Source organism: Rothia terrae (genome assembly GCF_012396615.1).
Lineage (GTDB): Bacteria > Actinomycetota > Actinomycetes > Actinomycetales > Micrococcaceae > Rothia > Rothia terrae.
Genome location: NZ_JAAXPV010000016.1, coordinates 45,132 through 59,250 on the forward strand (window position 1 = coordinate 45,132; position 14,119 = coordinate 59,250).

Annotated in this window: 11 protein-coding genes, 1 tRNA gene and 1 rRNA gene; all 13 read right to left on the reverse strand. The window is 52.5% G+C overall.

The features are described from left to right. Complete coding sequence (locus HF984_RS09170; protein WP_168615370.1) at positions 1 to 807, reverse strand: ABC transporter ATP-binding protein; 807 nt, start codon at positions 805 to 807, stop codon at positions 1 to 3. Continuing rightward, positions 807 to 1,862 (reverse strand): FecCD family ABC transporter permease, encoded by a 1,056-nt coding sequence (locus tag HF984_RS09175; RefSeq protein WP_168615371.1) that lies wholly within the window; start codon positions 1,860 to 1,862, stop codon positions 807 to 809. The genes HF984_RS09170 and HF984_RS09175 overlap by 1 nt, the downstream gene beginning before the upstream one ends. Further along, complete coding sequence (locus tag HF984_RS09180) at positions 1,862 to 2,914, reverse strand: FecCD family ABC transporter permease (RefSeq protein ID WP_210729682.1); 1,053 nt, start codon at positions 2,912 to 2,914, stop codon at positions 1,862 to 1,864. The genes HF984_RS09175 and HF984_RS09180 overlap by 1 nt, the downstream gene beginning before the upstream one ends. Positions 2,915 to 2,989: 75 nt before the next feature. Then, positions 2,990 to 4,039 (reverse strand): ABC transporter substrate-binding protein, encoded by a 1,050-nt coding sequence (locus tag HF984_RS09185; protein ID WP_168615372.1) that lies wholly within the window; start codon positions 4,037 to 4,039, stop codon positions 2,990 to 2,992. Between the two features lie 264 nt (positions 4,040 to 4,303). Then, complete coding sequence (locus HF984_RS09190; RefSeq protein WP_168615373.1) at positions 4,304 to 6,421, reverse strand: acyltransferase family protein; 2,118 nt, start codon at positions 6,419 to 6,421, stop codon at positions 4,304 to 4,306. A gap of 235 nt (positions 6,422 to 6,656) precedes the next feature. After that, positions 6,657 to 8,762 (reverse strand): acyltransferase family protein, encoded by a 2,106-nt coding sequence (locus HF984_RS09195; protein ID WP_168615374.1) that lies wholly within the window; start codon positions 8,760 to 8,762, stop codon positions 6,657 to 6,659. A 106-nt stretch (positions 8,763 to 8,868) separates the two neighbouring features. Next, positions 8,869 to 8,942 (reverse strand) — tRNA-Thr (locus HF984_RS09200). 69 nt (positions 8,943 to 9,011) lie between these two features. Then, on the reverse strand, positions 9,012 to 10,169 hold the full coding sequence (locus tag HF984_RS09205; protein WP_168615375.1) for an ATP-binding cassette domain-containing protein: 1,158 nt from the start codon (positions 10,167 to 10,169) through the stop codon (positions 9,012 to 9,014). After that, the gene (locus HF984_RS09210) at positions 10,166 to 10,792 is read right to left on the reverse strand and encodes an energy-coupling factor transporter transmembrane component T family protein (protein WP_343947567.1); all 627 of its coding nucleotides are present in this window, start codon (positions 10,790 to 10,792) and stop codon (positions 10,166 to 10,168) included. The genes HF984_RS09205 and HF984_RS09210 overlap by 4 nt, the downstream gene beginning before the upstream one ends. Positions 10,793 to 10,917: 125 nt before the next feature. Then, positions 10,918 to 11,721, reverse strand: a complete 804-nt coding sequence (locus tag HF984_RS09215; protein ID WP_168615377.1) for an ECF transporter S component — start codon at positions 11,719 to 11,721, stop codon at positions 10,918 to 10,920. A 21-nt stretch (positions 11,722 to 11,742) separates the two neighbouring features. After that, positions 11,743 to 12,744, reverse strand: a complete 1,002-nt coding sequence (locus tag HF984_RS09220) for a nucleoside hydrolase (RefSeq protein WP_168615378.1) — start codon at positions 12,742 to 12,744, stop codon at positions 11,743 to 11,745. 90 nt (positions 12,745 to 12,834) lie between these two features. Further along, positions 12,835 to 13,701, reverse strand: a complete 867-nt coding sequence (locus HF984_RS09225; protein WP_168615379.1) for a thioredoxin domain-containing protein — start codon at positions 13,699 to 13,701, stop codon at positions 12,835 to 12,837. A 296-nt stretch (positions 13,702 to 13,997) separates the two neighbouring features. Further along, positions 13,998 to 14,114 (reverse strand): 5S ribosomal RNA (rrf, locus tag HF984_RS09230). Between the last annotated feature and the right edge of the window lie 5 nt (positions 14,115 to 14,119).

A 14,119-nucleotide genomic window follows, 5' to 3' on the forward strand; every position in this document is an offset into this window, starting at 1 on the left:
TTATCTCCTTCCCTCTCGAGCATCAGGCACAATAACGATCGATCCATCGTCAGCAGGATCGTGCACCGATGCGCGCAAGCCAAAGATTGATCGCAAATTCTCTGAAGTCATCACTTCAGCGGGGGTTCCCGCACTTTCAATGACGCCGTCGCGCATCGCCACAAGGTGGTGGGCAGCGCGGGCAGCGAGATTGAGCTCGTGAAGAACCATCACCATGGTGGTCCCCCGCTCTTCGTTTAGCTCGCAGAGCAGATCGAGAAGCTCAACCTGGTGCGCTAAATCCAAATAGGTGGTGGGCTCATCAAGTAGCAGGATGTCTGTTTCTTGAGCCAACGCCATAGCAATCCATACACGCTGACGCTGACCACCGGAAAGTTCAGTCACCTGTTTTTCAGCCAAATCCATGGTGTGGGTAGCCTGCAATGCCCAAGCCACAGCTTCATCATCTTCTGCGCTGTTACGTTTGAAAAGTCCCTGGTACGGAAAGCGACCGCGAGATACAAGATCTGCAACAGTGATTCCGTCCGGTGCAATCGGAGCCTGCGGTAGCAATCCCACCGTGCGCGCAAACTCTTTCGAGGGGTAGCTGTGGATGCTTTTGCCATCCAACAAAATCTCACCGTTTTCAGGCTTTAACAGCTTAGAAATACCGCGCAGGAGCGTCGATTTTCCGCAACCGTTCGCACCGATAATAGCGGTCATTTGCCCGGCAGGAATCTCTAATGAAAGATCCTTGACAATAGTTTTTGCGCCGTAGCCGAGGCTCACGTTGTTGAGGGTAAGTTGTCTGTGCTGTGCCGTTTTCACTAGCCTGCCTCTTTCTGAGCGCGAACGAGTAACCAGATAAGAATGGGGGCGCCAAAGACGCCTGTCAGAACTCCTACAGGCATGGAGCCTGAGGCGATGTAGTTTGACGCGATGAAATCGGCAAGAAGGACGATGAAGGCGCCAACCAGTGCCGATGCGGTAAGACTATGAGCGCCGCCTATTAGCCTTCGCGCAATGGGGCCAGAGACAAAAGCTACAAAGGCAATAGGGCCTGTAGCAGCGGTAGCTACTGCCGCCAACAAAACACCCAGAACAATGAAAATCCACCGCGTGATCGCAACGTTGAGCCCCAGGCTATGGGCGAGTTCCTCCCCCACCGCTATCGCGTGAAGACGAGAATGCAGCACCACCACAAATGGAACAATCACGGCTAACACCAGGAGCAGAATCGAGATTCGATCCCAGTTAGCTGACGATAAGGAACCCGTCATCCACAGAGCAGCCGACGACGCCGAGTTCAGGTTCATGCGAGAAATCAAATAGTTGATGATAGAACCTGCTAAGGCCGAGACACCAATGCCCATCAAAATAAACCGGTGGCCCACGTTGCCGCGTCCTGACGACAGCGCCATAATTCCCACGGCAATCAGGAGCGAAAAAACAACTGCAAAGATAGAGAGCGAAAAACCGGTAGCTCCCCAATAGACAATGCCGAGCACAGCTCCCAAAGAAGCACCGGTACTAATACCGATAACGTCCGGGGAAGCCAATGGATTACGCAAAAGCAGCTGAAAAATAGCGCCGGATGCGCCAAAGGCCATACCGACCAGTAGCCCAAGGACAGCCCGCGGCAGCTTATCTTCCATAACAATAAACCGGGCACCGCGTGCACCCTCAACAGTGCCACCCTGGAGAATGGTCAAAAAATCAGGAAAAGTAACGGTGTAAGACCCTAAAAGGACGCGCATCAAAAAGACAGCGAGCACGGCAACAGCAAGCACCGCAATAGCCCGACGGGGGCGTCGATGCGACCTCGTGCGAAGGTCCTTGACACGCTGGGCGGGCGACGAGTTGTGAGTCGTGAAAGCCGGCATTAGAGATCAACCGCCTTCTGAAAACGAACAAGGTAGAGAAAGACGGGCACGCCTACCAGCACCATAGTGACGCCTACCTGAACTTCTTCAGGCGGCATAATGACGCGTCCTACGGTATCTGCAACCATCAGCAACACTGCGCCAAACACTGCAGACAACGGAATAATCAGACGATAATCGGGGCCAACCAACGCACGCAAGGCATGCGGTGCCATCAGCCCCAAAAACGCGATAGGCCCGGTCATCGACGTAGCGGTTCCGCACAGAAGCGTGATACCGATAAAAATGATGAAGCGCTTCAAAGCAACATTTTCGCCCAGTGACGCCGCCATATCATCGCCCAAAGCAAAGTTATTAATGGTTTTAGAACTGAACACCAGAATGAGTGCACCGGCAATCAGCATAAAAATACCCGGGAAGAAATTTTCCATCGATGCGCCAGCAACGGTGCCCAGCTGCCACATCCGCAAAGAATCCAGGGCGTCGCTAAACTGCAAAATGAAAGCCGAGGTAAAAGAGCCTAGACCGGCAGAAATAGCAGCACCCATCAGCGCAAGCTTAACCGGCGTTGCACCATCGCGCCCAATCGATGCCAGCGCATAGACAAGAACCGACGTCACGGCCGCGCCTACGAACGCCAAGATAGCAAAGGACGCGGGTGACTCCATCCCCAGAAAAGCAATGCCGAACACCACGGCAAAAGCAGCACCCGAGTTGACGCCGAGGATGCCAGGATCACCTAGCGGATTACGAGTGACACCCTGCATTCCAGCACCAGCCAGCGCTAGGGCAGCTCCAATTGTTGCAGCCCATAAAGTGCGCACTAAACGCTGATCAATAATCGCAGCTTCCATATCGGGCACAGGCCGCTTCAACAAGAAATCAGCGAAAACCCCCACCCCAATGGTTCGAGTGCCAATCAGCACCGATGCCACAACAGCAAGACCAAAGAGTAGCAAAAGGGTAAGCATCACCGGCACCTGCCGCGACTTAGCAGATGTTATTTTGCGTGCTCGCCGTTGTTGCTTCTGGCGGGTCAAAGATGAAATCACAAAGAGACCTTGAGAGAAAACACCAAGGCTACCGCTGGGGTAATCCGCGGCAGCCTTGGTTTTTAGAGTGTATAGTTACGCAGCTTTTTTGGTGTTTTCGACTGCCTTTGACATGTTGTCAAGCACGTCGGTTTCATTCACTGCCCACAGTAGTGACAGCGGTGACGTTGCAGAAAGAGCCAAGCCGAAAGTCTTGTCGCTTTCGAAGACTACCGCGTCGTTCTTGAGGGCAGGCATCTGAGCGAAGAGCTTGTTGTCTTTGGTCTTCTGAATATCTTCTTCAGTTTCGGTCCATGCCCATACAGCGTCAGCTTCTAGCTGGTCGATGACCTCTGCTGAGACGTTAACGAAGAATGAGTCAGCGCCGCCTTCGTGCTCCTTAATGTAAGGGGCTAGTTCCATGCCCATCAGGCTGAAGAAGCGAGGACGCGCGTCCGATGAGGTGTACGCACCGAAGGTATTCTGCTTGTTGTCAAAAGCGCCGGCGATGAAGGTTGCGCCCTGCAGGTTTTCGTATTCAGCGGCCTTGTCTTTGAGCTGCTTCTCGGTGTCTTCGATAACCTTCTTGGCGTCATCTTCCTTCTTTAGCATCTTGCCGGCCATTTCTACGGTCTGCTGCCATGATGCCGCCCAGGAGCCAACGCCTTCAGGTGCGGGAACAACGGGCGCGATTTCGGTGAGCTTATCGTAGATTTCCTGGCTCATATCGCCGTAAGGAGAGAAGATAGCATCGGGCTCGAGCTTTGCCAGCTCTTCGTAGTTGGGGCCATCAGTTTCGTCGTAACGCGTGGGCTGTTCGCCGCCGAGTTCCTCCAGCTTCTTATCGAACCATGGAGTTGACTGATTGTCATTGCCGCCCCAAGAAACGATGGGAGCGCCAACGGGAACAACACCCAGTGACAAAAGCGCATCGGGGTTCTGCCAGAACTGTACTACCGCAATTTTCTGAGGTACGGAATCGAACGTAGTCTCGCCAAATGCGTGCTTGACGGTGTAGGGGCCGCTTTCAACAGAGGAGTTTGAGGTGGATTCGTCGTTGGATCCGGTTGAGCAACCTGCCAAAATGGTTGCGGCAGCTGTTGCCGCTGCAGCTTTCAAAAATGCACCGCGTGAAATGACGACCATGTCTGGGGCTCCTTGTAAGAGGCTTAATGAGTACGAAGAAAGAGTGTGCTTAGGTATGCCTAATTCATCAACAAGGTTAGCCGCGGTGAGGGTATTTGGGCAAATTTTTATGACTAAATTAATTATTTTCTTGCTGACGACCTGTCACCAACCAGACCCTGCGAGTAAACGCCCATATCACAGCCGGTTTTGAGAGAAACAGAAGATACAAAAAGGGTGGGCGCACTTACTACAGTACGTCCACCCTGTGGAAGGAATAGGCTCTTATACTCCTAGTCCTTGCGCGTTCAATTGCTGACGCATCATCGGCGATACTGTCTTGGCGTAAGACTTAGAAATATGGTTGTGGTCGATATACACGTAAATATTTCCAATCAGCGGAGTACATACGCCATCGGGACAGTAGTATTCTGTCAAATCCACACCAAACACACCGGGGTTAGAGTCAACCAGCTCTTGCGCCGGGTTAGTTGCAGCAAGTTTCTCTGACACAGGAGCAGAACATACGCCTGTATCGTTGGCATGCAACTGAGCGCAGTTATACAGATCTTCTGTATACCGCGGGTTATCGCGCAGGGCAATCACATTAATACCGGCGTCCGTCAACTTTTGCACCGTCTCTTCAATTCCAGGAATCAAAACCTCCTGGTTAGATCCTGGCTGTGCAGCTGTTACCAGCATCAGCACGTTGTCCGGTCGTTCACGAAGAATTTCCTGCATAGCCTGTTTGCGGAAGGTGTTACAGTCTTGCTCCGGTGAATCTAGCACCACGGTGAAGTGGCATCCGCCAAGCAAGAAAGCGCGCATATTGCTCTGGTTGTCCTCAGCAATAGGGCGATAGGACGCCAGAGCCTGCTCGGCATGAGAGTCGCCCACCACTACGGTGAGAGGTTCATCTTCGCTTCCCCAGGAGTCTTCGGCACAGTACTTTTCCAGGCCCGATGGCATAGAAGATGCGTCGGAGCACTGTTGCGTCAGACCGTCGAACTGACTTTGAGGATTGGATGCGGGAATCGGCGGGTAGGCATAGAGAGCAGGCTCGCCGTTCTGGATAGCGGCAGCGCCGGGAAATTCGTCTGTTCCTGCACCGGTCTCTGCTAGCTGCTCCATTCTGGAGTCTCGGTCTGTCACCCAGTTCTGGGCAACAGCTATGGGACCGCCGATAAGGACCAAACAAGCGATCACAGTAATGATAGGACGAATCCACGGGTTATTGGTGCGCCATGAGGATGCGGGCTTGGCAGCCCATGGAGCGGTGGTGTCTTTTTTCTGAGCGCGGGTGGTTTTGCCGCCGCGTAGTGGTTGCTCCACAAACCGATGCAACACCCACGCCAAACCAACAGCCACACCAATAATCAACGCACCATCAACCACACCAGCATGCGGCTTATTCGTAAACACCATATACAAAATCAACAACGGCCAATGCACCAAATACAGCGCATACGCAGACTCACCCACCCACAACAACGCACGAGACATCAAAATACGATCCACACCAAAACGCGACTCAGTATTGCCGGCCAACATCACCAAAGCACCCGAAACAATCGGCCACAACGCCAAATACCCCGGAAAACCAGTCTCCACCGGCAAAACCATACCAGCAGAAACCAAACCAACAACACCAACCCAGCCCATCACAATACGCAAAACACGAGGAGCCTTCCACAACATCGACCCCATCGCAATCAAGGTACCAGCAGCAAACTCCCACAAACGAGCACGAGTATCAAAATACGCAAAAGCCTGCTGAGTCTGAGTCGAAATAACCGACCACGTCAGTGAGGCAACAAAGACCGTACCAAAAACCATCAGGGCAGAACCCATCAAGTTAAAACGGAACTTACGCACCAACAAAGCCACAATGGCAAAAAGAATAGGCCAAAGGAAGAAAATCTGCCCCTGCATCGACAGCGACCAAAAATGCTGAAACGGAGTCTTCAGTGTCGCGTTTTGCTGATAATAATCCACCGCACTAAACGCCAAATGCCAGTTCTGGTAGTAGAGCAAGGACGCTTTAGCATCAGCAACCATGGCAGCAAAACGTGAGGCTGGCATGATGAAATAGCTCGCCAAAAGTGTCAACAGTAGAACCACACCGGCGGTGGGCATCAGACGCTGGAACACATGCAACCAGTACTTGATCAGGTTCAGTGGTTTGTGTTCGTTGATTTTGCGTAGGTTAGATAGGGACAGGAGGAAAGCTGAGACGAGTAGGAAGACGTCGACGCCGCCGGAGACTTTGCCGAACCAGACGTGGTACATCACGACCAGGAGTACCGCCAGGGCGCGTAGGCCTTGGACTTCGGGGCGGAAGCCGCGGGTTTCGAGGTAGGTCCCCAGCGGCTTTCTACGCCTTGTTTTTTCTGCTGTGCTCATATCAATCCGTATTCCCCAGTAGGCTGATCTTGCAAACCCAAAATAAAAAATCCTGATATACGCCAGCTCAAAAGATGGGCATACCAGGATTCTTAGTGGTGTAGAAAACTTGTGCGCTTAACGTCTATACGTTGCAGTGCTCAAACGTTCTCTATCCTGCGTGGTTACTTTATCACGCAATTATTTTGTACTTCCGTGAATCGCAGTGCGCTTTTAGGCACACACCGCCTTCAACTTAGAGGACAAGCCCCTGCTCTTCTAGCTGCTGACGCATCATCGGAGCCAAGGTTTTTCCATATGACTTAGAAATATGGTTGTCATCCAAGTACATGTAGATATTGCCAATCAGCGCCTGACACTGACCGTCCGGGCAGTAGTAATCGGTCAAGTCAACGCCGAAAACTCGGGGGTTGCTTTCAATGATTTCCTGTGAAGGATTAACAGCCGCCATCTTGTCTTCTACACGACTCGAGCACTCCTGCGGGTTGCGCTCATTGAGCTGTGCACAGTCGTACATGTTCTGGGTTGAACGAGGGTTATCGCGCAGAGCTATCACGTTAATACCGGCGTCCGTGAACTGACGGATAGCAGCGTCCATTCCCTCAGGAACAATTTCATTGTTGCTTGCCGGGTCAGTCACCGTAGTCATCAGCAGCACGTTATCTGGCTGTTTAGAGAGGATCTCATCAACGACGTGCGAGTTGAGGTAAGCGCATTCCTCATCGGCATTGGGTTCATCAGGGAACCGGCAACCGCCCAGGTGGTAATCGACGACGTTGCTACCGGCGTCTTCAGCGATTTTGCCAATCATTGCAAGTGACTGACCGGTGTGTGAAGCACCTACAACAGCGGTCAGCGGCGCATCTTCCGGTCCATTGACTGACTGCTCGCATCCGGCTTGAAGCTGCGGGTCGGAGGACGCCAAGAAGTCCGTGCACTGCTCGTTGAAGTCAGCGTACTGGCTCAGCGGGTCAGCTGCCGGAATCGGAGGGTACTTATAGCTCGATGAGCCTTGACCTTCAAGGGCCAAAGCACCGGGGAAATCAGCGGTACCCGCACCGGTCTCTGCTAGCTGCTCCATGCGCGCGTCACGGTTGGTGACGTATGCTTGAGCAGCAGCGATTGGCCCACCAATGAGAGCCAGGCAGGCAAGCACGGTTGCAATGGGGCGCACCCAGGGATTGTTGGTGGCAAAACGTGAGCGGCGGGATGACGCACCCTTTTTACGTGCCTTGGAGTCGCGGCTACCGCGTAGTGGTTGCTCCACAAACCGATGCAACACCCACGCCAAACCAACAGCCACACCAATAATCAACGCACCATCAACCACACCAGCATGCGGCTTATTCGTAAACACCATATACAAAATCAACAACGGCCAATGCACCAAATACAGCGCATACGCAGACTCACCCACCCACAACAACGCACGAGACATCAAAATACGATCCACACCAAAACGCGACTCAGTATTGCCGGCCAACATCACCAAAGCACCCGAAACAATCGGCCACAACGCCAAATACCCCGGAAAACCAGTCTCCACCGGCAAAACCATACCAGCAGAAACCAAACCAACAACACCAACCCAGCCCATCACAATACGCAAAACACGAGGAGCCTTCCACAACATCGACCCCATCGCAATCAAGGTACCAGCAGCAAACTCCCACAAACGAGCACGAGTATCAAAATACGCAAAAGCCTGCTGAGTCTGAGTCGAAATAACCGACCACGTCAGTGAGGCAACAAAGACCGTACCAAAAACCATCAGGGCAGAACCCATCAAGTTAAAACGGAACTTACGCACCAACAAAGCCACAATGGCAAAAAGAATAGGCCAAAGGAAGAAAATCTGCCCCTGCATCGACAGCGACCAAAAATGCTGAAACGGAGTCTTCAGTGTCGCGTTTTGCTGATAATAATCCACCGCACTAAACGCCAAATGCCAGTTCTGGTAGTAGAGCAAGGACGCTTTAGCATCAGCAACCATGGCAGCAAAACGTGAGGCTGGCATGATGAAATAGCTCGCCAAAAGTGTCAACAGTAGAACCACACCGGCGGTGGGCATCAGACGCTGGAACACATGCAACCAGTACTTGATCAGGTTCAGTGGTTTGTGTTCGTTGATTTTGCGTAGGTTAGATAGGGACAGGAGGAAAGCTGAGACGAGTAGGAAGACGTCGACGCCGCCGGAGACTTTGCCGAACCAGACGTGGTACATCACGACCAGGAGTACCGCCAGGGCGCGTAGGCCTTGGACTTCGGGGCGGAAGCCGCGGGTTTCGAGGTAGGTCCCCAGCGGCTTTTTCTTCGGGGGGACGTTGGGTGATGTACTCATATGTTTGCTGCGTATCTCCACTGTTTTAGACCTGAGGTCAAAAAGCAAAAACCCTGATACTCATCTTTGGTGAAAGTGTGAGTATCAGGATTTCGACTATGAAAAGAGCCCCCTACCGGATTCGAACCGGTGGCCCCCTGTTTACAAGACAGGTGCTCTGGCCAGCTGAGCTAAGGAGGCGTGGGCAATGCATCATTCATCATACAGATTTTTGGTGCGTTGCGCATTATTGTGCGTATCACGCTCGATTTATGTGAGGGTAAAGACGCGCGCGTTGATATCGCGTATGAGCTCTTCATCGTGCGAGGCAACTACGAGCACACCGCCTGCTTGCGTAAAGCTGTTGAGCAACCCCACGAGCGTCTGGTAATCCTGGGGGCTCAACGATGCGCTGGGCTCGTCTAAGGCCAGAACAGATGGGGCGGATGCGAGTGCGCACGCGACTGCCAATAGTTGCTGAGCTGAGTTAGAGAGGTCGTAGGGGTTCTCTGCTGCAGAACTTTCAAGATCGAAAGACTGTAGTAGCTGGCGCCCGTAGTCCTTTCCTTCAGATGCCCCTGCAGTGATTTCGCGTTCCACGCTGGTGGTTAGAATCTGGTATCTCGGTTGTTGCGTTGCCAAGCTGATGAGTTGAGGTCGTCTCTTGGTTTTTGTCCGTGCTACGTCCTGCTCTCCTACCCGTACGCGTCCTGATTTCGGTTTCGCTATTCCTGCCAGTGTCTTAAGCAGGGTGCTTTTACCAGAACCGTTTGCGCCTGTCAGTGCCAGGCTTTCCCCCGGCGCCACCTCAAGTGTTACGCCAGAAAGCAAGGTTTGACCGGTGCGTTTGCTCCAGCGCGCCGAAGGAACGGGTACCTCAAGATTTTCAGCGACTAAAGCAGCGGGAGCAAGACGCCACTTAATGCTTTGCTGGTCGGCAAGTACGTGCTCAAAGACTTCTTCAACGATGCTTGTGGCGAGGGCTCGTTCATCCTCACCGACGCGGGCGGGATTGCTCCACATAAGTTCCCCGCGATACTGCTCCATCAGCGCTAATGCCCGTTGCCGCGCACTAGCATCCAACCCGACTAAGGGATTTTCGAGAAACAGAGCAGTGCTTTTGATCGTGAAGATGCCCGCTAGCGCCACCAACTGCGTCTGACCGCCAGAAAGCCCCAGCGGGTGCTTTCCCAGAAGATATGTGATTCCTAATTTTTCACTCACCTCGTGAACGCTCTGACGCATGGCATCTCTATTCGATGCGGTGAGCTCAACGCCGTAGGCAATCTCATCCTCGACGGTATCTGCCAGCCCGCTAATGTTGGCATACGGATTAGCTTGCAGAACCAATGCTTCAGGATGCTCTGCTAAAAACTCAGCGCGAGCGTCCTGTCCCTCGCCGAGAACCAGAACTTTTCGGTGCCTCATGCAAGAATCCCCCATATACATGTACAGATGCCGCACGCCCCCACGATCCAACGCAGAACACGTTGCAGTTGGGTGTCCGGGTAAGTCCGCAGGAAAACACGTTCGCCGGGCCTATCGAGTCCTCGTTGTTCTAACGACTGAGCACGGTCTTCATGCTCCAAAAGAATGAGATTGATGAGCGTACCGATGCTAGTGAGCGCCAGCTTGCTCCGTGAAAACACGGTAGAATCATCCAGCCCTCTCCGAACCTGGCTCTCCCTCACCAGCCCCACATAACGCGACAGCAAAACCGGCGCGTTCATTGAGGTCACCAGCAGATAGATGAGCCGGGAGGGCAGTTTCCAATCAGTAAGTGCCCACCGCAGCTCTCCTGCACTCACGGGTAAGAACGCGATAGCGCAGGCGGTACCGAAGTTGAGGATCTGCAGGCCGAGAGTTGCTCCGTAAAGAATGCCCTCTTTGCTCAAACGAAAATTTAGAAAGCTCGTAGGAGTCCACTGCGCATAAATAGTCTGTGCACCAACAAAGCTCACAGCTTGGATGCAAAACGCTGTTACAGCTACCGGGCCTACACCCAGTAGAACATAGCGCCCATAGGCGTGGAGTTTTCCGCTCCACGCCACAACGCATATCAGCAGTAAAAGAAGTACTGCCCGCGCTCCAATGTCTAGGGATATCAAAGCCAGCGGAACAGCAGAGAGGCCCAGAACTAGCCAGGTTTTAGGGTTTATCGAAAATCTATCGATTCTCATCGTGTAGTACTAAAGCGATCTTTCACGCGCTGGGGAATCCCACGCCCGAGGACCCACACAATAAGGAACACAGCGGCTTTATCAATGGTGTCTGAAAGAACTGATTGCAAGGTAGTTGCCGCGAAAAGCGATTGGCCGGTAGCTTGCAGGGTTGCAACGATTGAACCTGTGCCCACGCCCATACCGCCACCGTAGACGTATGCTGCAACAGGGGCTCCCACGAATCCAGCGATAACACCTACGAAAGCGCCGGCGATAAGAGCTTTCCACCAGCGCTGAAAGAATCCCGCGCGAGCCGCGTAGCCGGCCAACAAACCAATGAGGGCTGCACCGCCAGCAAAAGGAATGGTGGTGGGATTGATGGTAAGGCCCCACGCAATGTTAGTTAGTGCACCGGTCATAGCACCCGCGGCAGGGCCGGCAAGGTAACCGATAAGAACGGTTGCAATAGTGTCAAGATATAGCGGAATCGGAGAGATACCTACGATTTGTCCGAGCACAATGTTGATAGCAGCCGCAAAAGGAATCAGGGCAATGATCGAAAGAGGAATCCGTTTAATGTTGCCCAGGATAATAAGTAGCGCACCAATGAAATAGCCAAGCACTAGCGGCATTGCGATGTTGCCGGATGTTGCCTCTTGCTGACCTTGGTGGCTCAGTAATGTCCATCCGTAAGTTATCACCATCAGCAGTGCGCCGATGATAGTGAGTACGCGGTCTTTTACTGAAGTGGTCGAGTGATTACCGAGACCCGCCTCTGATGATGCGAGCCTCTGCCCAGACGTAGTCCGAGATGCCATAGTGCCTCTTCTTTCTAAAGGTTAGCGAGCGTACGCTGCTCGCACGGTGTGAATATAGTGGGCGAAAAACTTTTCTGGTTCTGTAGACGTAAGGACGCGTCCGTTAGGTTCTCTACCCCAGCGTCCTAGCCAGTCAGCGATAGTTTGCCCGCGTGTTAGTTTACCGTCTAGTTCAACGTCGAGTACTGTCTGCGTTGAGCTACCCAGTATGTGAGCATCCGCATCTCCAATATCTTGCAGGGCATCGTTGATTGCTAAAGCGGTGACGTATGGATCGTGGACGTGCGCAATATAGCCCAGCCCATCGCTTTCGTGGAATTGCATATAAAATTCCAGTGCCTGGTCTATTGCTTCAAGTACGGTGCCTCCGCCTGCTACGAGTGCTTGACGATGCCCTGGAGTCATCACTATAGATTCTGTGCAATCCAGGGGGCACAGAACAGGGTAATGCGAGAGTCCCGGTTGCGAGTAGGCTCGTAGGACGCTGTGCAGTGCTTCGGGATCTGAGTGGACGTTCCATTCGGTGGTAGGCATGGTGTTGCCTCGGTGGTTGATGGCCCCGCCCATAATGTACAGAGCTTTGAGCTTCTGCACAATGCTGGGATCTTGTTGGAGGGCTAAAGCTAGGTTTGTTGTCGGGCCAAGCACAATGCCGATCATCTCACCGGGATGCTGGCTGACTGTATCTATCCACAGCCGTGCACCTTCACCGTGGGATTTTCCAGTTGGGGTTGTGCGGTCTGGAAGCTTAGCGTAGCCTACTCCCCTCGGCCCGTGCGTTTCGGGTGTGGTTTCTAGTTCTTGAGCTAGCGGATGCGCGGCGCCCAGTTCCCACGGAATTTCTTGTCGCCCGGCGAGTTCTAGGATTCCGCGGATATTCCGTGCCACTTGTTCTGTGCTTGTGTTTCCTCCCGATGCCACAAGACCTTTGATTTTAACTTGAGGATGCGCCAGCGCATAGGTCAGTGCAAGCAGGTCATCGATACCGGGGTCGCAGTCTATAAGAACATTGATGTGTTCCATGGGTGTTCTACTTTCAAAAAGCGGAGATACAAAAGGGCAGCTACTATCGTAAGTTTACGATGAGTAGCTGCCCTTACCTCAAGTATTGAGTTATGCCTGCTTCTTTTCGATGATCTGGTTAACCCAGTCTTCGAAAGCGTCAGATGAAGTGTTGAACTGCTGGCCGTCCGCGTAAACGGTCGGGGTGCCTGCAACACCGTTAGTTGATGATTCGCTGGTTACTACGTTGACCAGCGGACGCCATGAGCCGTCCTTCATATCTGACTTGATGTCAGCGCCGTGGCTTGATGCGATATCTTCGATCTCACCATCGTTGAGGCCGCCCTGGCCCTGGTGGGTGAAGATTTCCTTCTGGTATTCGAGGAAGTCATCGGTTGAGAGCTGGTTTGCTACTGAGTAAGCCGCGTTTGCTGAGCGAGCTGAGTAGAAAGTGGGTGATGACTGGTCGAGGTAAGTAACGTTGCGAATTTCAAGAGTAATCTTGCCGTCGTCGATGAGCTTCTTGAGCACATCAGCGTTGTCACGTTCGAACTCTGCACAGTGAACGCAGTTGTAGTCCTGGAAGATTGTTACGCGTACAGGTTGCCCGTTTGCGGATGCTTGTTCAGCGGTCTCTACACCAAGTGGTAGGTCGGTATCTGACTTACGCAGGTTGTTAATATCTACTGAGTCAACGGTTGCGGTGTCTTTTTGGATGCCGTCATTGGTAAGAACGATGCCGCCGAAGTCGTTGGAGCTTGAAGGTAGCGGACCTGAGTCTGCGATGTCGTTGCTTCGTGTATTGATCACAACAAATGCGATCATTGCGACGATGGCAGCGACGATAGCTAGAACAGCGAGCTGAATCCAGCGACGGTTCTTTTTAGACTTATTGTTTCGTTGAGACTGTTTTGCGGCTACTGCACGTGCGGCAGCGCGGGGGTCAGTCTTTTGAGGGGTCTTGTTGTCTTTCGACACGAGGCTTATCTCTTTCTTATGGCACTTGTGACTATCTATAAGACTAGCGGAAAAGAGAGAGTAGCTTCTATATAAGACTTATTTTCTCTGGAAACTTTTAGGTGGTCTGGAGCTTACTCAGAAGCTGTTGATGAGTGTTTGTGTTTAGGGTTCGGGTAGCTTGTAGGGTGGACGCGAGTGTCTGTGTGGTCTTAGCGCATATAAAAATAGTTCCCTAACCTGATGGCTAGGGAACTATAAAGTCTTTAAACGAAAAAGCGACTCCCTAAAGAATCGCTCAATCATTATTAATAAAAAACCCGCGGTGACCTACTCTCCCACACCCTCCAAAGTGCAGTACCATCAGCGCAAAGAGCCTTAACTACTGGGTTCGGGATGGAACCAGGTGTTTCCCTCTCGCTATAACCACGGAAAACCT